The sequence below is a fragment of the Deinococcus murrayi DSM 11303 genome, from assembly GCF_000482805.1.
Taxonomy (GTDB): Bacteria; Deinococcota; Deinococci; order Deinococcales; family Deinococcaceae; genus Deinococcus; species Deinococcus murrayi.
This window is the reverse complement of record NZ_AXWT01000019.1, coordinates 2,501-27,910: the sequence shown is the minus strand read 5'-3', so window position 1 is coordinate 27,910 and position 25,410 is coordinate 2,501. Positions and strand designations below refer to the sequence as shown.

20 protein-coding genes (1 of these 20 running past the window's edge) are annotated in these 25,410 nt (G+C 69.2%); 11 read left to right on the top strand and 9 right to left on the bottom strand.

Annotation, left to right across the window (positions count from 1 at the left end; translation table 11 throughout):
• Positions 1-8: 8 nt before the first annotated feature.
• Together H565_RS0104050 and H565_RS0104045 are read right to left on the bottom strand one after the other, a co-directional pair.
• On the bottom strand, positions 9-1,169 hold the full coding sequence (locus H565_RS0104050; protein WP_051363406.1) for a nitric oxide synthase oxygenase: 1,161 nt from the start codon (positions 1,167-1,169) through the stop codon (positions 9-11).
• 49 nt (positions 1,170-1,218) lie between these two features.
• Entirely contained in the window at positions 1,219-1,644 is a 426-nt protein-coding gene (locus H565_RS0104045) for a secondary thiamine-phosphate synthase enzyme YjbQ (RefSeq protein ID WP_027459914.1), read from the bottom strand.
• Between the two features lie 90 nt (positions 1,645-1,734).
• Between H565_RS0104045 and H565_RS0104040 the strand changes: the two genes are divergently transcribed.
• Positions 1,735-3,120, top strand: a complete 1,386-nt coding sequence (locus H565_RS0104040; protein WP_027459913.1) for a DUF4403 family protein — start codon at positions 1,735-1,737, stop codon at positions 3,118-3,120.
• A gap of 66 nt (positions 3,121-3,186) precedes the next feature.
• On the opposite strand, the gene H565_RS0104035 is transcribed toward H565_RS0104040, so the two are convergent.
• From H565_RS0104035 to pgeF, 4 genes are all read right to left on the bottom strand, one after another.
• Positions 3,187-4,392 (bottom strand): type IV pilus twitching motility protein PilT, encoded by a 1,206-nt coding sequence (locus H565_RS0104035; RefSeq protein ID WP_027459912.1) that lies wholly within the window; start codon positions 4,390-4,392, stop codon positions 3,187-3,189.
• A gap of 100 nt (positions 4,393-4,492) precedes the next feature.
• Complete coding sequence (locus H565_RS0104030) at positions 4,493-7,162, bottom strand: type II/IV secretion system protein (protein ID WP_027459911.1); 2,670 nt, start codon at positions 7,160-7,162, stop codon at positions 4,493-4,495.
• Positions 7,163-7,222: 60 nt separating this feature from the next.
• Positions 7,223-7,723: a YqeG family HAD IIIA-type phosphatase gene (locus tag H565_RS0104025; RefSeq protein WP_027459910.1), complete on the bottom strand. Its 501-nt coding sequence runs from the start codon at positions 7,721-7,723 to the stop codon at positions 7,223-7,225.
• Positions 7,720-8,469 (bottom strand): peptidoglycan editing factor PgeF, encoded by a 750-nt coding sequence (gene pgeF, locus H565_RS0104020; RefSeq protein WP_027459909.1) that lies wholly within the window; start codon positions 8,467-8,469, stop codon positions 7,720-7,722. The genes H565_RS0104025 and pgeF overlap by 4 nt, the downstream gene beginning before the upstream one ends.
• Positions 8,470-8,863: 394 nt before the next feature.
• Between pgeF and H565_RS0104015 the strand changes: the two genes are divergently transcribed.
• The 5 genes from H565_RS0104015 (at position 8,864) to H565_RS0103995 (ending at position 13,026) form a co-directional block, all read left to right on the top strand.
• Positions 8,864-9,649 (top strand): enoyl-ACP reductase FabI, encoded by a 786-nt coding sequence (locus H565_RS0104015; protein ID WP_027459908.1) that lies wholly within the window; start codon positions 8,864-8,866, stop codon positions 9,647-9,649.
• 168 nt (positions 9,650-9,817) lie between these two features.
• Positions 9,818-10,696: an acyltransferase gene (locus H565_RS0104010; protein WP_027459907.1), complete on the top strand. Its 879-nt coding sequence runs from the start codon at positions 9,818-9,820 to the stop codon at positions 10,694-10,696.
• Positions 10,697-10,706: 10 nt separating this feature from the next.
• Positions 10,707-11,279: a 5-formyltetrahydrofolate cyclo-ligase gene (locus H565_RS0104005; protein ID WP_027459906.1), complete on the top strand. Its 573-nt coding sequence runs from the start codon at positions 10,707-10,709 to the stop codon at positions 11,277-11,279.
• A 4-nt stretch (positions 11,280-11,283) separates the two neighbouring features.
• Entirely contained in the window at positions 11,284-11,868 is a 585-nt protein-coding gene (locus H565_RS0104000) for a DinB family protein (protein WP_027459905.1), read from the top strand.
• A 78-nt stretch (positions 11,869-11,946) separates the two neighbouring features.
• Positions 11,947-13,026 carry a type IV pilus twitching motility protein PilT gene (locus tag H565_RS0103995; protein ID WP_027459904.1) on the top strand — a complete coding sequence of 360 codons (1,080 nt, stop codon included), beginning with the start codon at positions 11,947-11,949 and terminating at the stop codon, positions 13,024-13,026.
• 61 nt (positions 13,027-13,087) lie between these two features.
• Here H565_RS0103995 and H565_RS0103990 read toward each other — a convergent pair whose 3' ends face one another.
• Together H565_RS0103990 and dnaE are read right to left on the bottom strand one after the other, a co-directional pair.
• Positions 13,088-14,017 (bottom strand): hypothetical protein, encoded by a 930-nt coding sequence (locus H565_RS0103990; protein WP_034408331.1) that lies wholly within the window; start codon positions 14,015-14,017, stop codon positions 13,088-13,090.
• Positions 14,018-14,083: 66 nt separating this feature from the next.
• Positions 14,084-18,064, bottom strand: coding sequence for a DNA polymerase III subunit alpha (gene dnaE, locus H565_RS0103985; protein WP_027459902.1), 3,981 nt, complete (start codon positions 18,062-18,064; stop codon positions 14,084-14,086).
• Between the two features lie 132 nt (positions 18,065-18,196).
• On the opposite strand from dnaE, the gene H565_RS0103980 reads away from it, so the two are divergent.
• Positions 18,197-19,972: an N-acetylmuramoyl-L-alanine amidase gene (locus H565_RS0103980; RefSeq protein ID WP_034408328.1), complete on the top strand. Its 1,776-nt coding sequence runs from the start codon at positions 18,197-18,199 to the stop codon at positions 19,970-19,972.
• A gap of 79 nt (positions 19,973-20,051) precedes the next feature.
• Here the strand turns inward: H565_RS0103980 and rpoZ are convergent, their stop codons facing one another.
• Complete coding sequence (gene rpoZ, locus H565_RS0103975) at positions 20,052-20,351, bottom strand: DNA-directed RNA polymerase subunit omega (protein ID WP_027459900.1); 300 nt, start codon at positions 20,349-20,351, stop codon at positions 20,052-20,054.
• Between the two features lie 268 nt (positions 20,352-20,619).
• Here rpoZ and H565_RS0103970 point away from each other — a divergent pair, with 268 nt between their 5' ends.
• The 4 genes from H565_RS0103970 to H565_RS0103955 form a co-directional block, all read left to right on the top strand.
• Positions 20,620-21,603 carry a LacI family DNA-binding transcriptional regulator gene (locus H565_RS0103970; RefSeq protein WP_027459899.1) on the top strand — a complete coding sequence of 328 codons (984 nt, stop codon included), beginning with the start codon at positions 20,620-20,622 and terminating at the stop codon, positions 21,601-21,603.
• Positions 21,600-22,838 carry an ABC transporter substrate-binding protein gene (locus H565_RS0103965; RefSeq protein ID WP_027459898.1) on the top strand — a complete coding sequence of 413 codons (1,239 nt, stop codon included), beginning with the start codon at positions 21,600-21,602 and terminating at the stop codon, positions 22,836-22,838. The genes H565_RS0103970 and H565_RS0103965 overlap by 4 nt, the downstream gene beginning before the upstream one ends.
• Positions 22,839-22,941: 103 nt before the next feature.
• Positions 22,942-24,042 (top strand): carbohydrate ABC transporter permease, encoded by a 1,101-nt coding sequence (locus H565_RS0103960; protein WP_027459897.1) that lies wholly within the window; start codon positions 22,942-22,944, stop codon positions 24,040-24,042.
• Positions 24,039-25,410, top strand: the 5' portion of a protein-coding gene (locus H565_RS0103955) for a carbohydrate ABC transporter permease (RefSeq protein WP_027459896.1). 161 nt of this gene lie beyond the right edge of the window; 1,372 of the gene's 1,533 nt are visible here — the first part of the coding sequence; it begins with the start codon at positions 24,039-24,041; its stop codon lies beyond the right edge, outside the window. The genes H565_RS0103960 and H565_RS0103955 overlap by 4 nt, the downstream gene beginning before the upstream one ends.

The window sequence follows — 25,410 nt, the reverse complement described above, 5'->3', positions numbered from 1 at the left end:
CTGGAGCGTCAGTCCGCTGCCGCCCCGGATTGCCGCCCCGTGAAGGGACAGGCCGCCTCCCCCCGCCCCGCCTCCCAGGGGGGCGGCTGGTGCACGAAGCGTGGGGGCAGCTCGCCGCCCCGGTAGCGGCGGTGCCATACCGGGGTGGTCGCGGGCGAGACGGGCGGAATCAGCCACGACCAGCGGCCCCGGACCTCCCGCCCGGCGCGGGCTTCGGCTTCCTCGAAGCGCACGAACTGCCGGGTGACGGCGTGATGGTCGGTGATGCGGACCCCCGCCCGGTCAAAGGAGTGCAGCACCGCCACATTCAGCTCGACGAGCGCCCGGTCGCGCCACAGGGTCCGCTCGCGGGACGTGTCCAGCCCCAGGGCGCGGGCCACCCCCGGCAGGGCGTCGTAGCGGTCCTCGTCCGCGAGGTTGCGGGCGGCGATTTCGGTCTGGACGTACCAGCCGTTAAAGGGCGCGGCGGGAAAGCTCAGCCCCCCCACCTCCAGGGTCATGCGGCCCAGGACCGGGAGGGCAAACCAGCGCAGGCCCAGCTCGCCCAGCGCCGGAATGTCCGGGTGGGTGATGGGCACCTGACAGGTCGCGTCCTCCGGCAGGGGGTAAAGCCGCACCCCACCCCGGCCCTCCACGGCGAGCGGGAGCACGTCCCAGGGGGTGCCGGGACCGCCCGCCCACCCCAGGCGGCGCAGGTGCCGGGTCAGGGCCACGTTCTGCGGGTCGCCCACGACCGTGCCGCCGGGCTGGCGGTAGCCCGCATAGCGCAGGAGCTGGTCATTGTGCAGGCGGACGCCGGGGCCAAAGACGCTCAGCAGGGGCCGGATGCGCCCGCCGTTCAGGGCGTCATGCAGGTGCGAGACGAGATAGGCGAACACGTCGTCGGGGTGGGTGACGTGCCGCAGGTCGCGCACCTCCAGCGAGCGCCAGGGCAGGCGGCCCACGCAGCGGGTGCTGCCCCGCCACGCCACCCGCGCCCCGTGCGCGAGTTCCTCGGTGCGCAGGGTATATGACCCCGTGCGGGCCACTTCCGCCCGCACCTCGGCCAGCCGCGCCTCCCGCTCGCGGGGGCTGTGGCCGTGTTCGTCGGCGTACAGGCGCAAGAAGCGCTCGGCCTCAGCCAGCAGCGCGTCAGGCGCGGGGAGGGGCAGGGCGGTCGCGACAGACACGCCCCATGCTGCGGCCCTCCGCCCCCGCCGAATGTCCCTGGCCAGCCCGTTAGCCTTCCTCCCCGTGCAAGGTCAGCACCAGCCGCCGCGCCCCGCCCCGGTCACGGTGCTCGCACAGGTAAATCCCCTGCCAGGTCCCCAGCGCGAGCCGCCCCCCGCGCACGGGGAGGGTCAGCGACGGCCCCAGCAGGCTGGCCTTGATGTGGGCGGGCATGTCGTCGGCCCCCTCCAGGGTGTGCTCAAAGCCCGGCCACCCGTCGGGCACGAGGTGGGAGAAGTACCGCTCGAAGTCCCGCCGCACGTCGGGGCTGGCGTTCTCGTTCAGGGCGAGGCTGGCCGAGGTGTGCGCGAGAAAGACATGCAAGAGGCCCACCCGCACCCGCGCGAGTTCGGGGACCCCCGCGACGACCTCGCGGGTGACCAGGTGAAAGCCGCGGGGCAAGGGGCGCAGGCGCAGGTCGTGTTGGGTCCACATGGAAAAGAGGGTAGTGGGAAGTGGGAGTGGGAAGAAGGAGGGGGGCGGGAAGGGCGACTCATCTGGGCCGCGTAGCCTGGGGGCCAGCCCATGCGACGTCTTCTCATCCCGCTGCTGTCCACTGCCCTGATGACCGCTCCCGCCGAAGCCCAGAGCGTGCCCCCCCGCTCTTCCTCGCCGTCCTCGCTGACCCTGCCCGTCACCGTGCCGCTCGCCGGGGTGCAGCAGGCCGCGAACGCCCGCGTGCCCACCGAGCTGGCGCGGCTCGATGAGACCCAGACCCTCGCGGGGGGGCTGCTCACGGTGCGGCTGACGGGGACGGTGGCCCGCACCGGGCACGTGCGGGTCGGGGCCGCGCCGGAGGGGGACGCCCTGCTCGTGCGGGTGCCGCTGCGGGCCGCCTTCCGCGCCGAGGGCCAGGGGCTGGGGCGCGACTTCGGCGGCGAGGCGACCGTGAGCCTGCGCCTGACGCCTACCCTGGGAGCCGACTGGCAGGCTGGGGTGAGGGTCGCGGGAACGGTGGAGTGGACTGACCCCCTGCGGGTCGAGCTGCTGCCCGGCGTGCGGGTGAGCGTGCAGGCGCTGGCCGAGCGGCAGGTTCGCGCCGCCCTGGACCGCGTGACCGCCGACATCGAGCGGGCGGTGCGCGAGGGGGCCGACCTGCGGGACCGCGCGTCGGCGCTGTGGGCGCGGGCGGCCCAGCCCTGGACCCTGCCCGCGCCGGAACCCGCCTATGCCCGCGTGACCCCGCGCACCCTGACGGTCAGCCCCTTTCGCTTTGCGGGAGACGCCCTGAAGCTCACCCTGGGCGCGACCTTTGACCTCGCGGCGGGGCTGGGCCGCGCTCCGGCGCAGGCGGCCCCGCCCCTGCCCCCGCTGCGGGTGGCCGAGCCGCCCTCGCCGGGGGTGGCCCTCACTCTGCCCGTGCGCCTGCCCTACCCGGAGCTGTCGCAGGCCGCGACCCGCGCCGCCGCCGCCCGCCCGGTCACCCTGCCGCTGCCCCTCTCGCCCACCCTGCGGGTCGAGCGGGTCGTGGTGACGGGCCGGGGGCCGCGCCTGAATGCCGCTGTCACCGTGCGCGTCTCCGGGCCGCTGGGCCTCAGCGTGCGGGCCACCGCCGACGTGTCGGGGGTGCCCACGCTGGACGCCTCCGGGCGGGTCGTGACCCTCCGTGACCCTGCCGTCGTCACCCGCCGCGAGGGGCTGACCGGGCGGGTACTGGGCTGGCTGGCGGACGCCCGCGCCCAGGCCTACCTGCGGGGGGCGGCCCGCTTCGACCTCGGCCCACAGCTCACGCGGGTGCGGGGGCAGGTGCAATCGCGGCTCCCCTTCACGCCCGCCCCCGGCGTCACCCTGACCGGGCGGGTGGGCGAGCTGCGCCTGACTGGACTCAGCGTGACCCCGGACGCCCTCCTTGTGACGGCCTCCGCCGGGGGGCAACTCGCGGCGACGGTGGATGCGGCCAAAGTGCGCTAGGGGAGCGGCCAGCGACCAGCCGCCAGCATCCAGCGGGAGGCCGCAGCTTCTCCGCTGGCCGCTCCCCTAGCGCCGCCCAAACTGCGTGCCCCCCGTCCCCGTTCCCGTGCGGCCCAGCCCGGTGCCGGTCGCCGAGGCCGGGGCGGGGGCGGCGGGCGCGGCGGGGGGCGTATAGGTCGCGCCGCCCACCCCCGCATTGGGGTCGTTGGCGAGGCGGGCGAACTCCTTGGGGTCTACGGCCCGTGAGACGCCCGTCTCGTAGGAAATCACCCGGCGGCGGTAGAGGTTGGCGAGGAAGGCGTCCATCGTGACCATGCCCTCGCGTGCCCCGGTTTGCATAGTGGAGACAATCTGGTAGGTCTTCCCCTCGCGGATGAGCGCCCGCACCGCCGGGTTGGCGATGAGAAGTTCGTAGGCGAGCACCCGCCCCGGCCCGTCCGCGCGGGGCAGGAGCTGCTGGGTCATCACGGCGACGAGGTTGTTGGCAAGCTGCACCCGAATCTGTTCCTGCTGCTCTTCGGGAAAGACGTCCACGATGCGGTCAATGGATTCGGGGGCCGAGTTGGTGTGCAGGGTGCCCATCACGAGGTGCCCGGTTTCGGCGGCGGTCACGGCGGCGCGAATGGTCTCGTAGTCGCGCATCTCGCCCACCAGAATCACGTCGGGGGCCTGGCGGAGAGAAGCCCGCAGCGCGTCCGCGAAGCTCATGGTGTCGGACCCAATCTCGCGCTGGTTCACGATGCTCTGCTTGTGCGGATGCATGAACTCGATGGGGTCCTCGATGGTCACGATGTGCAGCTTTTTCGTCGTGTTGATGTGGTCAATCATCGCGGCGAGGGTGGTGCTCTTGCCGCTGCCCGTCGGCCCGGTCACCAGGACGAGACCCCGCGGCGAGTTCGCGATGTCGGTGATGTGGGGCGGCAATCCCATCTCGGCGGCGCTGCGAATGGTCGTGGGAATCAGGCGCAGCACCCCACCCACAAAGCCGCGCTGCATAAAGGCGTTCACCCGGAAACGGGCCTTTTCCCCCAGCGCAAAGGAGAAGTCCAGCTCGCGCTTTTCCTCAAAGGTGCGCTGCTGGCGCTCGTTCATCATCGAGTACATCAGTTTGCGCGTCTCGGTCGCGGCGAGGGGTGCCATCCCCTGCTGGACCTCATAGACTCCGCTGAGCTTGAACTGCGGTGGCAAGCCCACCGTCAGGATGATGTCGGACGCGCCCTTTTCGGCGGCGAAACGCAGGATGTCGGTGATGTCGGGGGCAGTTAGGGTCATGGGTACCTCGGCGGGTGGAGGGTGGCCTGTGGCTTGTAGCGTGTGGCGTGTAGAGGTCAGTGGGCTGTGGGAGCTGGCGGCTGGCCGCTGGCAACGCTCCTTAGCCCGCCGTCACCGCGAGGACTTCTTCGAGGGTGGTCAGGCCCGCGAGCGCTTTTTCGATGCCGTCTTGGCGCAGCGTCTTCATGCCGCTCTCGCGCAGGGCCACGTCACGCAGCTCGGAGGCGGTCTGGCCGGCCCCGATGGCGCGGCGCAGGGGGTCGTCAATCACCATCAGTTCATGAATGCCCATGCGGCCCTTGTAGCCGGTGCCGCCGCAGCGGGGGCAGCCCGCCCCGCGCATCAGTGAGGCCCCGCGCACCTCTTCTTCGGTCAGCCCCAGGCGGCGCAGCACGTCGGGGTCGGCGTTGGTGGGCTGCTTGCACTCGGTGCATACCCGGCGCACCAGCCGCTGCGCGAGCACCCCAATCACGGAGGCCGAGATGTTAAAGGGTTCGACGCCCATCTCGTCGAGGCGGGTAATCGCCCCCGGCGCGTCGTTCGTGTGCAGGGTGGCAAGCACCAGGTGCCCGGTCAAGGCCGCTTCGGTGGCGATTTTGGCCGTTTCGGTGTCGCGGATTTCCCCCACGAAGATGATGTCGGGGTCCTGGCGCAAAAAGGCCCGCAGGGCGCGGGCAAAGGTCATGCCCGCCGTCGTGTTCACCTGCGACTGCACGATGCCCGGAATCTCGTACTCGATGGGGTCCTCGATGGTCGTGGTGTTCTTTTCAGGCCGGGCGATGCGCTTGAGGGTGGAAAAACTGGTAAAGGACTTGCCCGACCCCGTCGGCCCGGTGACCAGAAAGATGCCGTTGGGCTTTTCGATGACGTCGAGGTAGCGCTGGAAGTTGTGGGCGGAAAAACCGAGCTGCTCGACTTCGGGGATGTTCTCGGCCTTTTGCAGGAGGCGCAGCACGGCCTTTTCGCCGTACACGGTGGGCAGGGTCGAGAGCCGCAGGTCGATGTCGATGCTGCCCTTTTTGAAGCGCACCCGTCCGTCTTGGGGCAGCCGCCGCTCGGAGATGTCGAGGTTCCCCATGATTTTGATGCGGGCGAGGATGCTCTGGGCGCTGCCCCGCGGCAGCTCCGGCTGTTCGCGCAGCACCCCGTCGATGCGGTAGCGGACCCGCAGGGCCGTCTGGGTCGGCTCAATGTGAATGTCGGAGGCCTCTTGCAGGGCAGCCTCACGGATGATTTGGTCGACCACCCGCACGACCGCGTTGTCATCGAGGCCCGCCGTGAGGTCCAGGTCTTCTTGCTTGGCCTCCCGCGCCCGGCTCTCGGCAGCGAGCTTCTGGTTGAGGGCCGCCATGTCCTTGTTGCCGTGGTAGCGCTCGATGAGGCGGGTGATGTCTTTTTCCGCCATCACCGCCGGAACGATGTCGCGGCCCGTGATGAGCTTGAGGTCGTCGAGCGCAAAGACGTTGCGCGGGTCCTTCATCGCCACGATGAGGGCCTCGCCCTGGAGCCGCACCGGAACCACCCCGTAGCGCCGAGCGGTCGCTTCCGGAATCAGGAGGGCGACGGCGGGGTCGGGCGGGTTCTGGCCGGGGTCGAGGTACTCGTAGCCGAGCTGCGCGGCCAGCGAGCGGGCCAGCATCTCCGGGCTGAGCTTGCCCGACTGCACGAGCGTGTCTTCGAGCCGCCCACCCCCCGCGTTTTGCTTTTGCAGCGCCGCGTCGATGTCGCCGGGGGTCGCAAAGCCCAGCTCGACAATCACCTCGCCCAGCGGCTTGACCTTGCCGCCGCGGGCCTGGACCTGGAGGGCCTCGCGCAACTGCGCCCGCGAGAGTGTGCCCTGCTGCACCATCTGCTCGCCCAGGCGGGTGCGCTGGGGGTAACAGCGCTCGATAAGGGCCTCGACGTCGCGGGGTCGGGCGAGCACCAGGTTCACCGGGCGGCCCACCAGGGCAGCAAGTTCCTCGCGGCGGCGGGGGTCACTCGTCAGGACGACCACGGCGGCGGGCGTTTCCTCAATCGGCACCGCCGAGAGCCGCAGGGCGTCCGCGCGCAGCAGCGCTCCCAGGACTTCCTCCGGGGGCTGAAGGCCCCGCGTGTCGGGCAGGTAGGGCGTGCCCGCCTGCTCGGCGAGCACCTCGTAGAGGCGGTCTTCGGTGAGGGCACCCTGCGCGACCAGCGTGGCCCCCAGCGACTCGCCGGTCTGCTGCTGGGCATCGAGGGCCACCTGAAGCTGCGCATCGGTCACCAGGCCGCGGGAGACGAGCAGCCGTCCCAGTTGGCCGCCCTGCACGTCGCCGCCCGCCTCGCCGGGCAGGGGCACGTTCAGCCCCAGTTCGGGGTAGTAGGTGGCAATCGCCCAGTGCACCTGGTCGCGCAGGGCCTGGTACGGCTCGATGCTGAGGCCCGAATCGTCCTCCAGCGCCTCGATGGCGAGGCTGGAGAGGGGGTCCACAAATGCCACCCGCAGGACGTCGCCCTCCCGCGCAAAGGGAAAGGCCGCCACCCGCTGCGCGGTCTGTGCCCGCACCGCCGCGAGCGCCGCCGTGTCCGGCGTGACCACCAGCAGGTTGACGAGGGGAATCCCCAGCGCTTCTTCAATCGCCCGCGCAATGCGCTTTTCGCCGACCTGCCCAGAATCAATCAGGATGTCGGCCAGCCGCCCGCCGACCTCGGCGTGCCGGACCAGCGCCTTTTGCAGTTCGGTGTCGCTGACGTACCCCTGCTCCAGCAGAATCGCTCCGAGCCTCCGGTCGCCGATGGAAAGTGCCACTGTGCCTCCTCCTCTTTGTTTCTGTTCCTGGATTCTTGTTCCTGGATGCTGGGGGCGGGGCTAGGCCCGCCAGTCGTGTCCGTAGCGTTTCAGCACCGCCCGCTCCAGCCGCCGGGCGGCGCGGGTGTGCGGCAGGGCATTGCCCTCTAGGGGATGCACGAGGATGGTGTGCATCCCCGCGAGGTTGCCCCCCAGCACGTCGGTAAAGAGCTGGTCGCCCACCATGCCGACCTGCTGGGGGGGCAAGCCAAGCTGCGCGAGCGCTTGCCGAAAGGCGCGGGGGTTGGGCTTGCCCGCCATCCCGACCCCCTCGAAGCCGAGCTTGTCGAGCCAGAAGCGGGCACGCTTGCCGGTCGCGTTGCTCAGCAGGTACAGCCGGATGCCTGCCCGCCGCAGCCCCGCGACCCAGGCCATCACGTCGGCCCGTTCCTCGTAGCTGCCGTAGGGAATCAGGGTGTTGTCGAGGTCAAGCAGCAGCCCGCGCAGCCCCCGCGCCGCCAGAAACTCTGGGGTGATGTCGTGGACGTGCCCAATCACGTCACGGGGCCGCAGCAGGCTCACGCGCCCGCCCCCGGCAGCCCGATGACCGCCCACATCCGCCCGGTGCGGCCCGCGTCCCGGCGGTAGGAGTAAAACTCGCTTTCGGTCGAGCAGCGCCCACTCAGCCAGAGGTGTTCCGGCTTTAGCCCCGCCCCCAGCAGCACCGCTCGGTTCGCCCCGGCGAGGTCGAGGTGCGGGCCGCCCTCCCGCTCCAGCACACTGTCCCCCAGCCCCGCTTCCCGGAACTGCCGGGCCACGTCCACGCCGACCGCATACCGCTCGCCGCAGATGCCGGGGCCGACGGCGGCGCGGATGCGGGCGGGACTCGCCCCCCGCGCCACCATCGCTTCCACCGTGCGGGCGGCGATGCGCCCCAGCGTGCCGCGCCAGCCCGCGTGCGCGGCCCCGACCACCCCGGCCCCCTCGTCCGCGAGGAGGATGGGGTAACAGTCGGCGGTCCCGACCGCGAGGAGCAGCCCCGGCTCGGTGCTTACGAGCGCGTCGCCCTCCTGCACGCCGGGCCGCGCTTCTCGCACGTCGGTGCCGTGCACCTGATGGAGCCGGGCCACCCGGTCCGCGCCGAAGCCCAGCGCCTCCGCCACCCGGCGGCGATTCTCGGCGACCGCCCGCGGGTCGTCCTCGCGGTCGTCGAGGTTGAGGCCTGCGTAGGCCCCCAGCGACACGCCGCCCACCCGCGTGGTAAACGCGTGGGGCAGGCCGAGCAGGGGCGAGCGCAACAGCATCAGAGAGTCAGTATGAAAGCGCATGTCTCACCGAAGTCTGACGGGTCTACCCCCGGTGGGGGTGTGGGAGAGGTGGGAGGGGGCGGTCAGCTCTCAGCCGTTAGCTGTCAGCCGTCAGCTCTCAGCGGGCAGCGGGGGGAAGCTGCGCTGGCACCGCAGGCTTTTCTCTTGACTCGGCTTGTGACTCGGCTTGAATCCTGTCCAAGCGAAACAGGCGGCTTCTGTTCATCAGCAACGGAGGGCCTGTCATGCTGAGCCGCAGGGCGAAGCATCTCCTCGTCGGGTGACTGGGACCCTTCGCTCCCCTCAGCGTGAAGGCTGCATCCCCCGCACTGGATGGAGAAGAAAGCCTGGCCCACACCCCCTTTTCTTGCACCCGCTCCAACCCTGGCCCCGCCGCGTTGCTACAGTCGCCCCCATGAGCGTGACGATTGACCTTTCCGGCAAGACGGCCCTGGTGATGGGCGTGGCGAATGCCCGCAGCTTGGGCTGGGCCATCGCGGAGCCGCTGCTGCAAGCGGGGTGCCGGGTGGGCTTTTCCTACCAGGGCGAGCGGCTGCGGGGCGAACTGGAGAAGCTGACCGCCGGGCGAGAGGGCACTTGGATTCAGCAGGCCGACGCGACGAGCGAAGAGGACCTGACGGCGCTCTTTGCCCGCGTGCGGGAGGAGTTCGGGCACCTTGACTACCTCGTGCACTCCATCGCCTACGCGCCGCGGGCCGCGATGGAAGGCCGCTTTATCGCGACCACCCCAGAAGACTGGAACACCGCCCTGAACGTCAGCGCCTACACGCTGGTGAGCACGGCCCGGCACGCCGAACCCCTGCTGCGCCCCGGTGGCAGCATCGTCAGCCTGACCTACCACGCCTCGCAGCAGGTCGTGCCCAAGTACAACGTGATGGGCGTGGCGAAGGCGGCGCTGGAGGCCGCCACCCGCTACCTCGCCGCCGACCTGGGCAAGGCGGACGTGCGCGTCAACACCATCAGTGCCGGGGCGATGCGGACGGTCGCGGCCCGCTCTATCCCCGGCTTTAGCGGCCTGTACGACGAGGCCGGACGCCGCGCCGCCCTGGGCCGCCACGCCACCCCGGAAGAGGTGGGCAAGCTCGCCCTCTTCCTGCTCTCAGACCTGGGCAGCGGCGTGACCGGGCAGACGGTCTACGTGGACGCGGGGGCCAACATCATGACGATGCCGCTGGAATAGGGTCTTTGGGCAGTGGGGAGTAGGGAGTGGGGAGTGGAACCGGAGGGCTTCGGCTCTGGCAAAAGCTTTCCCTCTCCACTGACCACTTCCCACTGACCACCGCCCACTTCCCTCAACCCTGCTTTACTTCCCACAGTGGGCCGCCTCCCACGCGCTACAGTGGCAGGCGTGACGTGGCTGAAGCCGGTACAAATCGACGCAGACGCGCAGGCCGCGTATAACGAGTTTCTGCGGGACTTAGAAGCCCGGCTCGCGGACCCCGCAACCGACCGCAACGTCCTGGCCCGCGAGGTGCTCGCGCAAGCGATGTACGGACGCGAGTACGGGCAACTCCTCGCGGACGCGCCCCTCGCGGCCCTCAACCTCGATGCGCGGAACGTGACCTTTGAGGCCGAGTACTACCTGGCGACGGACGCCGAGCGCTTTGCCCGCGTCAAGCCGCTGCTGTGGCTGTGGAAGAACCTCGACCTCACCCCGGTCGGCCAAAACCCGGTCACTGGGATTCCAACGCGCCGCCTGCTCGCCGGGCACATCTTCCGGCGGGTGGGGCGCGACTTCAAATGTTGGCAGAACGTCGAGTTTTCGGTAGGCTACAACATGGAGGTCGGCGACAACGTGGTCGTTCACCGCCACGTGCTTCTCGACGACATCGGCGGCATAGAGCTGCACGACTACGCCTCGCTCAGCGACTACGTCAACGTCTACAGCCACACGCACTCGGTCCTCGACGGCCCAGATGTGACCCTGCGCAAAACCGTGATTGGGCGCGGTGCCCGCATCACCTATCACTCCACCGTTCTGGCGGGCAGCGTGGTCAGCGACGACGCGATGCTCGCCACCCACGCCCTGCTGCGCGGCGACATCCCGCCCCACGGCATCGCGATGGGACTCCCCGCCCGCGTGACCCGCTTCAAGGACCGACCCCGGCCAGAGGCTTACGTCGTCGACTCACGCACCTACCCCCATGACGCGGGGCGTAAGGCCAACCCCGCCTTCCCCGACCCCACCCCCAACCAAAGCCGCCTGCCGGGCGAGGGTGACCTCTAACTCCCCTGCCATGACCCTGCCGGGGACGTGGCGCGAAACCGTCTGGACGCGGCTGCTGCGCGAGCGGGCCTGCGGGTACCCGCTGCCGCCGCACGGGCACCATCCCAACTTTGTCGGGGCGGCGCAGGCGGCGCGGGCGCTCCTCTCTCATCCGCAGGTGACCCGGCACCGCACCCTGGTCGTGGGGGGGGACCGGGTGCTGTATCCCCTGCGCAAGCTCGCGCTGGAGGCGGGGGTGGCCATCTATGTGCCGCACCAGACGCGGGAAGGGTGGTACTGGTGCCTCAGCGACCCGGCGGGGGCGCAGCTCCGGGCAATGCCCCGCGTGGGCGAGCCGCGGCTGCACCCGGAGGGAGCACAGGCCGCCGTCCTCGCCTGCGTTGCCGCTGACCGCCAGGGTGGGCGACTAGGCAAGGGCTTTGGTTGGGGGGCGCGGGGCCTTAGCCTCGGCGTGCCCGAATACACGCTGGCGCACCCGCTGATGCTCGTGGACGTGCTGCCCTGCCCGCCAGATTCGCAGGTGCGGCTCATCGGCCTGCCGGGAGAGGTCGTGGCTCCCGCCCCCCCACAAACCTTAGACTGAATTCATGACCAAGCGCCGCAAGTTGTTTGTGCCCACCGTCGTCACCGTGGCGACCGTTGGGGTGGCCGCCGGGGCCGCCTATGTCGCCCGCTACCGCAAGGAAGACGTCAAAGAACTGTTTGTCGCGCAGGCGCTGGAGCGCCCCGCCGCCCGCCAGAGCTACGCCGAACTTGCCCAGGGGCTGGAGCGGGCCGGAGTCGCCCTCTTTCAGCGGGCGGGCCGCGCCGCCAACACGCCGGCCAACCGGGGGGTGCTGACGCACATTATCGGCATCGAGCGCTGGGGCCAGGAGCGGCTGCGAGTGGCGCTGGGCGAGCGCGAGTTCGTGCGCGACGAGCACCACCCCTACAAGCCCGGCGCGGGCGTCTCGCTGCGCGAGTTGCAAGAGCTGCTCTCGCAGACCCGCTCGCGGACGGTGGACCTCGCCCGCCGCCTGAACGCCTCGCCGCCCGCCGAGGGGCTGACCGTCGAGCACAACGGTCTGGGACCGCTGACCCCCAAGGGCTGGCTGCGCTACCTCACCCAGCACGCGGACCTGGAGAGCCGCAAGCTGCGCGGCGAGAAGGAAGCCAAGGCCCTGGGTGAGTGACCCCGCGCCCGCTGCCCCGTCCCGGCGAGCGGGCGCGCAGAAAGCTGTAAGACCCCGTTCGCTAGCCTGCGGGGCGAGATGAGCGTGCTGCAAGCCCTGTTGGGCGTCATCGTGAAGGCCGGGGCCAGCGATATCCACCTGCGGGCCGGGAGCGCGCCCGCCGCACGGGTGAACGGCGAGATTGTGCGCTTTGGCGAAGACCGCTTGCTGCCCGAACACATCGAGGCCTTTGCCCGCGAGATGATGGGGCGGCCCGGCCTGTGGGAAGAGTTCCTGGCCCGACGTGACAGCGACTTCGCCTACGGGGTGCCCGGCGTGGCCCGCTTCCGGGTCAATGCCTACTACCAGCGCGGCACGGTGGGCCTCATCATGCGCGTGATTGAGGACAAACCCATCCCCAGCTTTGCCGAGCTGGGCTTGCCGGTGGCCACCTTTGAGGAACTCGCCGCCCACGAACGCGGTCTGGTGCTCGTGACCGGGCCGACCGGGTCGGGCAAGACGACCACGCTGGCCTCGCTGATTGACCACATCAATGCCACCCAGCCCGTCAACATCGTCACCCTCGAAGACCCCATCGAGGTGCTGCACCGCGACAAGCGGGCGCTCATCTCGCAGCGCGAACTCGGCACCGACACCCTGAGTTTTGCGGCGGGCCTGCGGGCAGCGATGCGCCAGGACCCCGACGTCATCCTCATCGGCGAGATGCGCGACAAGGAGACGGTCGAGGCCGCGCTCTCGGCAGCGCAGACCGGGCACCTCGTCTTTTCCACCCTGCACACCCAAGACGCCCTGCGCACGGTCAACCGCATCATCGATTTCTTTGCCCCCCACGAGCGCGACCAGATTCGGCTGGGCCTCTCCGAGAGCCTCGTCGGGGTGGTCAGTCAGCGCCTCTTGCCGCGCCAGGGCGGCGGTCGGGTGCTGGGCATGGAGATTTTGCTGGGCACGCCCACCGTCCGCGAGTGCATCAAGGACCCGGAGCGCACCGACGAAATCAAGCAGGCCCTCTTGGAGGGCGGAGCGCGGGGCATGCACACCTTTGACCAGCACCTCGCCCGGCTCGTGAGCGAGGGGCTGATGACCGAGGAAGACGCGATGCAGGCCGCGACCAGCCCGCACGAACTCAAAATCATGCTGATGAAAGCGCAGTTTGCCTGAGCCTGCGCACAGAAACCCGGCACGCTCACCGTCAGGACGTGCCGGGGGTTTTCTTGGGGGGTCAGTACGGCGGGCGCAGGGCACCCCGCAGCGCCTCGGCGGGGCTGACCCGGCCCCGCTCGACGGGCGGCGTCTCCTGGCGCTCCAGCAGCTCGGAGACAGCGCTGCGCTGGGGGTCAAGGACGGAGCAGACCTGCCGCGTCAGCGAACGCCACAGCAGCAGCGTGAACCCAGTAGTGAGCAGCAGCCCCACCACCACCGAGAGGAGGGGTTGCAGCTGCCCAGCGAGCACCCCGTCAAAGTCGGTGATGTGGTACGCCGAGGTGGTCACTTCCATCAGCGTCGCGGGCGACATCCACAGGCCCAGGCCCAGCAGCAAGGCGGCGGCGTACTTCAGGGGCGAGTTCGCGTCCCGCAGGGCACGGTGCAGCGCTCCTGACGGTGCGGGGTGCTGTTGCCACGGCCCCACCCGCCGTGCCCAGCGCGACAGCCCTCCGAAGCCCAGCCACAGCAACCCCAGCAGCGGCCCGGTCAGCCCGGTGACCAGCACCACCGTGAGAAAGGCGTACAACCCAGCGGGCAGCAGTTGCATGGTGGGCTGCGGTTGCCCCATTGCCCACAGCCGCAGCCCCACGAAGGTCAGCACGCCCAGCCCCAGCGCCCAGCGAAAGCCCTGCGTCGCCGCGACAAAGGCCCGCCGCGCTGCCCGGTCGTCCCGGTGTGGCAACCCCGCCGCCCACGCCCGGAAGCCCAGCAAGGCCGCCCCCAGCAGCCCCGTGAGCAGGCCCAGCGTCCCCTCCAGCACGAGGTGCGGCAGCACGCGGGCCAGCGGCAGGGCAGGAATGCCGAGTTCCCGCGTATCCTCTGGCATCCCCGCCCACGCCCGCAGCAGGAAAAAGACCAGGGCCGCGCACACCCCGAACAGGGCGAGGGCAGCAGCGGCCAGCCCTCGCAGGGCCAGGTCCTGGCGCGGCGTCAGCAGGGGTGTCATGGTGGGGAGAGGGTAACACCGGTCGGGGGGGATGAGCAAGGCCGCTGAGCGCCCAGCGCCCCCTGCCTAAGCCTGCATCCCCCTCCCCCCCTGCTTGGTCATCCACGCGGGGGGCTTGGGCGCAAAGCGGCTCAGGATGGTGCCTTGGTCGTAGGCGAGGTAGGCCTCGGCCCAGGGGAAGGTCTGGTTGAGCACCCGAACCGCCTCCGGACTGCCCATGCCGTGGTCGAGCTGGTAGAGCACGAACTGTTCGGGGGTCTCCAGCCGCAGGTAGGTCGGCATCGTCCCGGCGTGTTCGTCCAGCACGCTCTGGAACTCGCCCAAGGCGTCGGGGGTGGCCGTCTCCAGGTCGATGGTCACGTACATGACCTTGGGCACCTCGGCGAGCTGCTCGACGCTGACCACCTCCTCGGCGATGGCCCGCAGGCCGCCGTCTTCAGACTCCAGCTCGACGATGACCAGGGCGGGCGTGTCGTTCACCAGCTTTTCCTGAATGCGGTCGTAGGCGCGGGAAAAGGCCACCAGCTCGGTCTGACCTGACTCGTCCGCGAGGATGAAGCGGGCCATCATGCCGCCCGACTTGGTGGGCTTTTTGACCACGTTTTCAATCATGCCCGCGAGCACCGCCTTGACCCGCTTGCCCGGCGCGACGTTCTGGGCGGTAAACCAGGCGTCGAGGTCCGAGATGCGGCAGCTTGCGGCCTCGCGCAGGCCCTCGTGCTGCTCCAGCGGGTGCCCGGAGATGTACAGGCCCAGAGCTTCTTTCTCGACGGCGAGGCGCTGAAGGTCGGTGTACGGCTCGACCCCCGCCCTCAGCCGCGGCTCCGGCGCGGTTTCCGCCATGCCGAAGAGGGCGTCCATGCCGCTTTGAGCCATCGCCGCCGCGCCCTGCGCCCAAGCCATCGCTTCTTCGAGGCTCTCCAGCAGCTGGCGGCGCTCGCCGAACTGGTCAAAGGCCCCCGATTTGATGAGGGCTTCCATCGCCTTGCGGTTGCAGACCTTGTTGCCCAGGCGCGAGCAGAAGTCGGCGAGGGACCGGTAAGCGCCGCCCCGCTCGCGCTCCTCCAGAATCTTTTGCACGGCGGCCTCGCCCAGCCCCTTGATGGCGTACAGGCCAAACAGAATCTCCTCGCCCACAACCGCGAAGTCGGGGGCCGAGCGGTTGATGTCCGGCGGCAGCACCCGCACGTCCATCTTGCGGGCATCACTGACGTACTCGGCCACCTTGTCCGAGTCGCGCCGCTCGACAGTGAGGAGGGCCGCCATAAACTCGACGGGGTAGTTGGCCTTGAGCCAGGCGGTTTGATAGGTAATCACACCGTAAGCCGCACTGTGACTCTTGTTGAAGCCATAGTTCGCAAAAGCGTCCAGCAAGTCAAAGAGGCGGTTGCCTTCTTCTGGCGGCACCCCATTCTTTTCGGCCCCCTCCACAAAAATCTGCCGCTGGCGTTTCATCTCCTCGGCGTCTTTTTTGCCCATCGCCCGGCGCAAGAGGTCGGCCCCGCCCAAGCTGAAGCCCGCGACCTCGGAGGCGATTTGCATAATCTGTTCCTGATAGACAGGGATACCGTAGGTTTCCGCCAGGATTTTTTCCAGCCATTTCGCGCTGTGGGGAAAGCCGTCCTTGACGTAATCGACCTCTTCGACCCCGTGGTGACGGCGGACGTAGGTGGGGATGTTCTCCATCGGGCCGGGGCGGTAGAGGGCCGAGAGGGCGATGATGTCGGCCAATCGCCGGGGCTTGAGGCGGCGGGAGGCGTCCGCGATGCCCGCTCCTTCGAGCTGAAAGACACCCTTGGTGTCCCCGCGGGACAGCAGCTCAAACGTCTTCTCGTCGTCGAAGGGAATGGCGTCGAAGTCGATGTCGATGCCCCTGGACTCGCGCATGATGCGCCTCGCCTCGTCGAGGAAAGACAGGGTGCGTAGGCCCAGAAAGTCCATCTTGATGAGGCCGATGTCCTCCACGGCCTTCATGTCGTACTGGCAGACCATGCCCTCGCCGGACGTGTCGCGCATCACGGGCACGAGGTCGGTGAGCTGCGTCTTGCCAATCACCACTCCCGCCGCGTGGACCGAGGCGTGGCGGGTCAGGCCTTCGAGCTTTTGCGCGAACTCGTAGGCTTCCCGCAGCTGCGCGTCTTCGGCAAGCATCTGCTGGATGTCGGGCACGGCTTCGCGGGCCTGCTCCAGCGAGTAGGACTTGCCGAACTTGATGGGGATGAGCTTGGAGACCTTGTCGACCTTGGCGTATTCCAGGCCCATCACGCGGGCCACGTCCTTGAGACATGCTTTGGACGCCATCGTTCCGAAGGTGGCGATTTGCGCGACCTTGTCGTCGCCGTACTTCTGCTGCACGTACCCGATGACCTCTCCCCGGCGAGCATCGTTGAAGTCGATGTCGAAGTCGGGCATGGAGATGCGGTCGGGGTTGAGGAAGCGCTCGAACAGCAGCTCGAACTCCAGGGGGTCGAGGTTCGTGATGCGGATGGCGTAGGCGACAAGGGACCCCGCCCCTGACCCACGCCCCGGCCCCACGCTGATGCCCTGGTCCTTGGCCCAGCCGATGTAGTCCGCGACAATCAGGAAGTAGTCGGGAAAGCCCATGTTGTTGATGACCGACAGTTCGTACTCGGCCCGGCGCAGGATGGTCAGGGCGTGCGCGTGGTGGGCCTTGGTGGTCTCCTCCGTGTCCGCCGCCGGGTCAAGGGCGATGGCCGTGTCGCTGTCCCCCTGGCGGGCCTCGCGGCAGTCCTCGTGGGCGTAGGGGGGCAGCTTCCCGGCTGCCGCTTCCGCTTCCATGACCTCCAGCGCCGGGTAAGGCGTGTACTTCTCGCCCGCTGCCTTTCCACGCGCCTCCCATTCGCTGCCCATGAAAGCGAGCAGGGTGAACAGGGGTTCGAGGTCGCAGGTGGCGGGGTCGGCCCCCCCCACGCGGGCGAGAACCTTCGCCCGGTCCTCCGCGCCCAGCGCCGCCAGCGAGCGCCCGGCATAGTCGCGCAGCAGCCCGGCGGTGAGGTGGGCCGGGTAGCGCCGCATCGCCCCCCGGTAGGTCTGCACCCGCAGTTCCTCGGCCATCGTGCGGCCCTCCGGAATGGGGAGGGCGGGCATCTGATAGACGCGCTTCTTGCCGACCGGCAGGTCGACGTTGCACAGAGAGGCGATGTGAGCGGTGTTGTCAAAGGGCTCCTCGCCCCACTCAGAGACGGGGAGGGCCGCCTGCATCTCGCCGAGGCCCTTGACGTAGAACTCGTCGCAGGGGAACTTGAAGCGGTGTTCGTCGGCCAGGGTCGCCTTGGTCTGGATGGCGAGCAGGGCTTCGTGAGCGGTGGCGTCGGTCTTTTTGACGTAGTGGCCGTCGTTGGTGGCGACCAACCCGATGCCGAGTTCCTGCGCCCAGGCTTTCAGAATGGGATTGTTGCGCTTCTGCTCCGGCAGGCCGTGGTCCTGAATCTCGATGAAGTAGTTCTCGCCGAAGAGGTCGCGGTACCACAGGAGTCTCTCTTTGGCCTCGTCCTCACGCCCCTGGAGCAGAAGCTGCTGCACCTCGGACCCCAGGCAGCCCGAAAAGGCGATGACGCCCCGGTGGTGCTCCTGCAAGAGTTCATGGTCGATGCGGGGCTTGTAGTAGTAGCCCTCGGTGTAGCCGCGGCTGCTCAGGCGGCAGAGGTTCTGGTAGCCCTCAAAGTCGCGGGCGAGCAGCGTCAGGTGAAAGATGCCCTTTTCACCGCTCACGCCGGGCTTCTTGTCGCGCCGGGTGCCGAAACCGGGCACCACATACGCTTCGTAGCCCAAAATCGGCTTCACGCCCATCTGGGAGGCGTAGTTGTAAAAGTGCACCGCCCCGTGCATGTTGCCGTGGTCGGTCATCGCGCAGGCGGGGTCGTGCGGGGTGACCTCTTTGACCCACTTCAGCAGGTCCTTGAGTTTGGCCGCGCCGTCGAGCAGCGAGTACTGGGTGTGCTGGTGCAGGTGCGCGAACTTCTTGGGCGCGCAGCAGGAGCCGTCCGGCAGATGGAGATGCGGTGAAGCAGGGTCGGCGGCGGTCATGGCCAGAGTGTAGGCCGGACCTCTCCTGCGGGTCAGTGTCGCCCGGCCTTGACGCGCCGGATGAGCCGAGCGGCCTCATCATGAGCAGAGGGGTCGCGCTTCTCACTCTTTAGGATTACAGTGGGCGCACACATGAAGCCGCATACCATCTTCCTCTCATCCGTCTTGTGGTGCGGTGCGGTGGGGTGCTGGGCGGGGGCGCAGGCGGACCCCTTTCAGCGGACGGCCCCGGCGCAGGCGCTGCCCAGCCTGCGGGGCGGCACCCCTTCCGCGCCAGCGGCGACGACGCCCCCCCCGGCAGCTCCCGCTCCGGCCCCCGCCAAAGCAGAAGCGACCTTCGGCAACCCGCGCACGAGCAGCGACGGCTCGCAGACGCGGGTTGTCTTTGACCTCACGCCGGGGGTGTCGTATACGCTCAACCCCACCTTTGGGGGGCTGCGGCTGGACGTGAAGGGCGCCCGCGTGGTGCCCGCCGTGACCCTCCGGCTGGGGGCGAGCGTGAGCGAATACCGGGCTGGAAACGGCTCGGTGACGCTGTTTACCCCCTTTCCGCTGTCGCTGACGGACGGCTGGCGGGCATCCGAGGCGACCCTGGCATCGGGGGGGCGGGTGCTCATCTTGGAGTTTGGGCCAACCCTGTCGGGGGGGGCAAGCGCGTCCCTCAAGGCACTGGTCCGCACGGCGACCACACCCGCGCCCCCCACGCTGGCGCTCACGGCCACCCCGCCCATCCCTAAGGCGCTGGCCGACCAACTGCCGCCCGGCGACGCGATTGCCCCCGCAGACCGGGCGGCTCTCCCGTCGCCCCCCGCTCTGCCCGGTCACAACCCCAACAAGCCCAGCGCGCTGGCGGGCCAGGTCAGCCCTGGGCCGGGAGCGGGCGCGGCGCTCTCGGCCCCCCGCGTCGGCAAGAATCCGGGCCTGACCCGCATCGTGCTGGACCTCCCGCCGGGCACGACCTACCGCCTGATTCCCGGCGGCGTGGGGATGCGGGTCGAGCTGACCGGGGTGACGGCAGCGGCCCTCTCGGCCCAGAACATCAGCCCAGAGGTGCGCGCCTGGCGCTACGAGCCGAGCCGGGACGGGGTCACCGTGACGCTGCTGACGGGCACGCCCCTCACCGAGCGCAGCGGCTGGCGCGCCTTGCTGGTGCCGCCGCTGGAAGGCAGCACGCTCTCGCGCCTCGCGATTGACCTCTCGCCTGCCCTGGCCGACCTCACCCCCCTCTCGCCCCAGGAAAAGATGCTCGCCGCCGTGCCCCCCACCCCGGTGAGCCGGGGCACGGCGCTGCTGGCCCTGGCGGCGAGCTTCGCCAAGCCGCGGGTGGTCCTGGACGCTGGGCACGGGGGCAAAGACCCCGGTGCGGTCGGCTCTATCGTCGAAAAAGAAGTGACCTTGGACGTGGCCCTGCGCGTTCGGGACTTTCTGCAAGCGGCGGGGGTGGACGTGGTGCTCACCCGCGACAGCGACCGCCACCTGCACCCCGACAAAGTGACCGACCTCTCGCTGCGCGCCGGGATGGGCAAGGCACCAGGGACCGAGCTGTTTGTCAGCATTCACGTCAACGCGATGGACGCGGGAGCCGCCCTGCGCGGCTACGGCATCGAGACCTGGTGGAATCCCAACCACCCGCTGTCGAGTTCGCTGGCGGGCCTCCTGCAACAGCATCTGGTGGAAACCACCGGAGCCTATTCGCGGGGCCTGCGCAGTAACCGCTCGCTCGCCGTGCTGCGCGAGAGCCGGATTCCCGCCGCCCTGGTGGAAATCGGGTTTGCCAGCCACCCGGTCGACGGCCTCAACCTCAAAGACACCCACTACCTCGACCGCGTGGCCCTCGGTATCGCCCGGGGCATTCGGGCGGCGCTGGTGGAAGGCGTTACAGCGAGCGGCCCGGTGAGCGGCAACTAGCCTCCTCCCCCCTCTACCCCCAAGCCAAGGCCCCCGCCGATGCTGCGGGGGCCTTGGCTTGGTGCAATCGACGTCCGGCTCAGTCGCGTTCGCGCTCGCGTTCAGCGTTGAGCTGCGCTTGCAGTTGCGCCTGGCGCTGGCGCACGTAATCTTGATGAAAACGGGCCTCGTCCATCAAGTTGGTACCCACCGTGAGCTTGCCCGTGGCAAGTTCGCGCATCGCCTGGGTGACGAGGTTGCGGGTGCGTACCCGCTGCTCGACGGGCAACACGCTGGGCGCACCGGAGCGCAGTTGCAACGCCCGCTTGGCGGTCACGACCGAAAGGCGGTACTTGCTGTCGGTCAGGGAAAGAAGCTTGTCAATATCTCGCTCGGCCATATTGGGGTCCCTCCGGGGTATGGGCGCTCCGGCCAGGGGCGGCGCGGGCGCGTTCAGCCGCTCAGTCTAGCCCACCGGGGCGGGGGGGGTCCCTGCTCCAGGGTGCTCCGGCATTGAGTCGCCCCCCACTTGACAACCCCCCCGAAAAGCCCACAATAGCGTCGTAACCGCTTACAAACTGTCTAGGCCAGTCGAGACGGGTCAGTCTCTTGTCGATTGGAACCGGTTACAGACGGAGGTGAGGCTGCCTACGGTGAATCCTGTTTCCATGTCCCGCCCTCCCACCATCGACGACATCGCCCGCGCCGCCGGCGTCAGCAAGGGCACGGTCAGCCGCGTGATTAACGGACATGCGGCGGTCGCGGCGCCGACCCGCTTGCGGGTGCAGGAGGTCATGACCCGGCTGGGGTACGCGCCCGACCCGGCGGCCCGGCACCTGAGCTGGCGCACCGGGCGCACGCTGGGGCTGTCCTTTGCGCCGGGTGACCCCCTGCTCAGCCCCTACCACGTGCTGTTTCGGCAGGCGCTGGAAGAGCACACGGCCCTGCTGGGGGTGCAGCTCGTGAACCTGCGGGCGGACCTCTCTCAGCTCACGCGGCTGCCGGGGGCCGTGCTGGTCATGCACGCGACCGACGGTGACCCGCGCCTGACCGTGCTGCGGGAACGGGGCGTTCCGGCGGTCCTCATCGGGCACCAGCCGGGCGAGTTCTGGGTGGCTCCCGACGACGAGGGGGGCGCGGCCCTGGCGACCGCCGCACTGCTGCGGGCCGGGCACCGCGAGCTGGCCTACCTCGGCGCGGGGGAAAGCCAGGTGGCCCAGGACCGCGAGCGCGGCTTTCGGCGGGCGGCGGCGGCGGCGGGAGCCAGCGTGCAGACCCTCGCGTCGGACTTCACCGTGCTGGGCGGTTACCGCGCGGTGCGCCGCGCCTGGGAGGAGGGGCGGCGCTGGACGGGCCTCTTTGCCCAGAGTGACGAGAGCGCGGCGGGGGCCATCGCCGCCCTGCAAGACCTCGGCGTGCGGGTGCCGGAGGATGTATCCGTCGTGGGCTTTGACGGCCTGCCCGAACTGCCGCTGCCGCTGCGCCTCACCACCGTCGCCCAGGACATCGGGCGCATCGCCCGCACCGCCCTTTCGCTGATGCAGGAGGCCATGGCGGGGCAGCCCCCCCGCGGAGAGTTCGTGCCCGTCCAGCTCATTCCCGGCGCGACGGTCGCGCCGCCGCCCGCCCCTTCCTTCGGAGGAACCCCATGAAACGAGTGCTCTTTTTGTCTCTCGGTCTCGCCCTCCTCACCCCCTTCGCCGCCGCGCAGACCGCGACCCGCACGATCAAAATCAACGGCTACGGCGGCACCGACCAGGCGCTCGTCAATGACCTTATCAACCGCTTCGTGCGCCCGGTGATGGCCCGCGAGGGCGTGACGGTGACGTACCAGCCCCTCCAGGGCGACTACAACCAGGCCCTGACCACCCTGCTCGCGGCGGGCAACGCCGGGGACGTGATGTACCTCCCCGCCGAAACCCTCGATGGGTTCGTAGCGACCGGCAAGATTCTGCCGCTCAACGGGGTCGTGAACACCAGCCCCTTTATCCGGAGCCTGAATACCGCTTTTACCCGCAATGGCAGGCTCTACGCCATCGCCAAGGACTTCAACACCCTGACCCTGGTGTACAACCGCGACCTCTTTGACGAGGCCAAGGTCGCCTATCCCAACAACAACGACACCTGGAGCAGCCTGGCGACCAAGCTGCGGACCCTGAAGCAGCGGCTGGGCAATGAGTATTACGGCATCTGCCTCGCGCCCAACTGGGACCGCTTCGGGGCCTTTGCCTACGCGACCGGGTGGCAGCAGTTCGACTCGCGGGGCCGCACGAACCTCGCCGACCCGCGCTTTGCCGAAGCCTTTACGTGGTACACCGGGCTGGCGCGGGACAAGGTGGGCGTGACCCCCAGCGAACTCTCGGCGGGCTGGGGCGGCGACTGCCTGAAGACGGGCCGGGTTGCGGTCGCCATCGAGGGCGGCTGGATTGTGAACTTCCTGCGCGACAACGCCCCTAACCTGAAATACGGCACCGCCCTGCTGCCCAAAAACGACAAGACCGGCAAGCGCGGCAACTTCCTGTACACCGTGGGCTGGGCGATCAACGCGAACACCAAGAACCGCGCCGCCGCCGTCAAGGTCCTCAACCTGCTGACAAGCGCCCCAGCCCAGCAGTATGTCCTTGAGCAGGGCTTGGCGATTCCCAGCCGTTCGGCGCTGCAAAACAACGCCTACTTCAAGAAGACCGACCCCGGTGCCCAGAATGCCCGCCTCGTCTTTGCCGGGGCCGACGACGGCAATGTCCGCGCCTTTACCTTCGGCCCGCAGGGTCCCGACTGGGCCAAGCCCATCAATGAAGCGCTGGCCTCGGTCCTCAGCGGGCAGCGCAGCGCCGCCGACGCCCTGAAAAAGGCGCAGGCCGACATGACCACCTTCCAGCGCCGCTAAGCGCAGCCTCCCCCGCCCCCGGAAGCCGCGGGAGCGCCCCAGCCGCGGGCGGGCGCTTCCCCGGTTTCCCCTGCCCTTTCTCCCCCGGAAGGAGGCGCCTGCCATGTTCCGACGAGGCCAAGAGACGGCGACCGCCTACCTCTTTTTGCTCCCCTTTTTGGTCACCAGCGCCGTCTTTTTCTTCTACGCCTTCGGGCGGGCGGTCTATTACTCGTTCACCGACTTCAACCTGTTCAATACGCCGCAGTTCATCGGGCCGCAGCCCTACGCGCAGGTGCTCGCCGACCCCTCCTTTCGGCGGGCGCTCGCCAACAGCCTGGTGTTTGCGGTTGTCACGACCACCCTGCAAACAGTCTTTGCCCTGCTCATGGCGGTCGCGCTGAACAACCGCATTCGGGGCATGGCCTTTTTCCGCTCAGCGTGGTACATGCCCTCCATCACCAGCAGCGTGGTGATTACCCTCATCTTCCTGTGGCTCTTTCAGCGCCGGGGGGTCGCCAACTACTTGATTGCCCAGCTTCAGGCGTACGGGCCGCTGCTGCTGACCTTCCTGACCGGGCTGGTGCTCGCGCAGGTCCTTCAGGTCTGGCTGGAGCGCCGCGCCGGGCGGCCCGCCGGGTGGTTTGACCCCGCGCTGGCGGTCGTGAGTGCGCTGGGGGCAGGGGCGGTCACGGCGGCCCTGGCGTTCCTGGGGGTGGTGGGCGTGCGCGAGGTTCTCCCCTTTGACTACCAGTACTTCGCGGACAAGTGGGTCACCGTGGGCGGCGTGCAGGTCCTGAGCATTCCGCTGCTGGTGGTGATCATCCAAAACACCTTCACGACGGTGCCCACCCTGATGCTGTTTTTCCTGGCGGGCCTGCAAAACATCCCCGGAGCGCTGTACGAGGCCGCCGACATCGACGGGGCAACGCCCTGGCAGAAGCTCGTGCACGTTACGGTGCCTAACCTGCGCCCGGTGACCTTTTACGTCATCACCGTGGGCCTCATCGGGACCATGCAGATGTTCGACCAGGTCGCCGTCATCGGGAGCGCGGCCCCGCGCGACACGCTGATTACGCTGGCCTACTACGTCTATGCCAACACCTTCCGGGCGGGCGCGGCCCCGGTGAACATGGCGGCGGCGGGGGCCATCATCCTCGCCCTCATCATCCTGGCGATGGTGTTCGTGCAGCGCCGCTTCTTTCCCTCCGAGGTGCGCCCATGACGGTCCTTCCGGCGGCGGGCCGCGCAGCCCCGACCTCCCCCGACGAGCGCTGGCTGGCGCGGCGGCGCTGGGCGCGGGCGGGGTGGCTGTACGCCTTTATGTTGCTGATGAGCCTCTTTTTTCTGGGGCCTTTTTTGATGGGGGTCCTGAGCAGCTTCAAGGACAATCCCAACGAGTACCCGCCCCGGCTGCTGATTCCGCAGCTCAGCGCCCGATATATCGGCGCGGCATACAACCTCGGCGTGCAGGGCGGCGGCGGGGGCTGGCGGGGGGGGCTGCACCCTGGCCGCACGGTCACCTTTGACGTGCAGGTGCGCTCGCCCGCGGGCACGCCGCCCGCACCGCCCACCGTGAGCCTGTTTCCGTACCAACCCGTCAGTCTGGTGAGCATCACCCGCTTCGCGCAGGCCCGCGACTTCGCGCAGGTCTCTTTGACCCCGGCGGGGACGCGGGGCGAGGTGCGTTCCTACCGGGTGACCGTGCGTTACCCCGCCCTGACCCGGCAGACCGGGCGGGTGCTCAGCGCCCAAATCGGTGCCCCCGGCGACCGCCTCACGGCGACGCTGCCGGACGGACGCACGGTGCCCCTCACCCTGGACACCCCGGAAGCCCAGGCGGTGCAGTACACCCTCGCCCAGTACCAGCCCGTCGAGCTGGTCGAGCGCGGCGGCACCTACTTCCTGCGCGGCCCGATTTTCGAGCGCACGCCCCTCCAGGTGGACATCCAGCGCGGGCAGACGCTGGCGGGGGGCACCCTGCCGCCCTCCGACCAGCAGAACTTCGGGCGCTCGCTGGCCTACCGCAACATCACGCCGGGGGTGCTGGGCTACACCTTCAACAACTACCGCCGCGCTTTCAACGAAACCACCAATCCCGCGACCGGGCGCAGCCTCTTTTTCACCTGGATGACGAATACCTTTCTCTATGCCTTTTTGCGGGTGGCGGCGGCGGTGGTGCTGTGCTCGCTGGCGGGATACGCGCTGGCCCGGCTGAACTTTCCCGGCAAGACGCTGATTTTCCTGGGCTTCGTGCTGTTCGCGCAGATGGTGCCCAGTCAGGTCAACCTGATCAGCAACTACGTCCTGCTCAAGGACCTGGGGCTGCTCAACCTCTGGGGCCTGTGGCTGAACGGGCTGGTGGCGGCGGGGGGCGTCTTCCTGATGAAGCAGTTTTTCGAGGGGATACCCCGCGAGCTGGAGGAATCCGCCGCCATCGACGGGGCCGGTCCCTTCACGACCTTCTGGCGGGTGATGCTGCCGCAGGCGGGTCCGGCTCTGGTCGCGCTGGCGATCACCCAGTTTCAGGGGGCCTGGAACGACTTCTTCTGGCCGCTCATCCTCCTGCGCGAGAACACCAACTTCACCCTGA

Excerpts from the sequence above, each read along its gene's own strand:
- H565_RS0104045 (WP_027459914.1), bottom strand. The coding sequence starts at position 1,644 with ATGTGGACCCAACACGACCTGCGCCTGCGCCCCTTGCCCCGCGGCTTT.
- H565_RS0104040 (WP_027459913.1), top strand. The coding sequence starts at position 1,735 with ATGCGACGTCTTCTCATCCCGCTGCTGTCCACTGCCCTGATGACCGCT.
- H565_RS0104035 (WP_027459912.1), bottom strand. The coding sequence starts at position 4,392 with ATGACCCTAACTGCCCCCGACATCACCGACATCCTGCGTTTCGCCGCC.
- pgeF (WP_027459909.1), bottom strand. The coding sequence starts at position 8,469 with ATGCGCTTTCATACTGACTCTCTGATGCTGTTGCGCTCGCCCCTGCTC.
- H565_RS0104015 (WP_027459908.1), top strand. The coding sequence starts at position 8,864 with ATGAGCGTGACGATTGACCTTTCCGGCAAGACGGCCCTGGTGATGGGC.
- H565_RS0104005 (WP_027459906.1), top strand. The coding sequence starts at position 10,707 with ATGACCCTGCCGGGGACGTGGCGCGAAACCGTCTGGACGCGGCTGCTG.
- H565_RS0104000 (WP_027459905.1), top strand. The coding sequence starts at position 11,284 with ATGACCAAGCGCCGCAAGTTGTTTGTGCCCACCGTCGTCACCGTGGCG.
- H565_RS0103995 (WP_027459904.1), top strand. The coding sequence starts at position 11,947 with ATGAGCGTGCTGCAAGCCCTGTTGGGCGTCATCGTGAAGGCCGGGGCC.
- H565_RS0103990 (WP_034408331.1), bottom strand. The coding sequence starts at position 14,017 with ATGACACCCCTGCTGACGCCGCGCCAGGACCTGGCCCTGCGAGGGCTG.
- dnaE (WP_027459902.1), bottom strand. The coding sequence starts at position 18,064 with ATGACCGCCGCCGACCCTGCTTCACCGCATCTCCATCTGCCGGACGGC.
- H565_RS0103980 (WP_034408328.1), top strand. The coding sequence starts at position 18,197 with ATGAAGCCGCATACCATCTTCCTCTCATCCGTCTTGTGGTGCGGTGCG.
- rpoZ (WP_027459900.1), bottom strand. The coding sequence starts at position 20,351 with ATGGCCGAGCGAGATATTGACAAGCTTCTTTCCCTGACCGACAGCAAG.
- H565_RS0103970 (WP_027459899.1), top strand. The coding sequence starts at position 20,620 with ATGTCCCGCCCTCCCACCATCGACGACATCGCCCGCGCCGCCGGCGTC.
- H565_RS0103965 (WP_027459898.1), top strand. The coding sequence starts at position 21,600 with ATGAAACGAGTGCTCTTTTTGTCTCTCGGTCTCGCCCTCCTCACCCCC.
- H565_RS0103960 (WP_027459897.1), top strand. The coding sequence starts at position 22,942 with ATGTTCCGACGAGGCCAAGAGACGGCGACCGCCTACCTCTTTTTGCTC.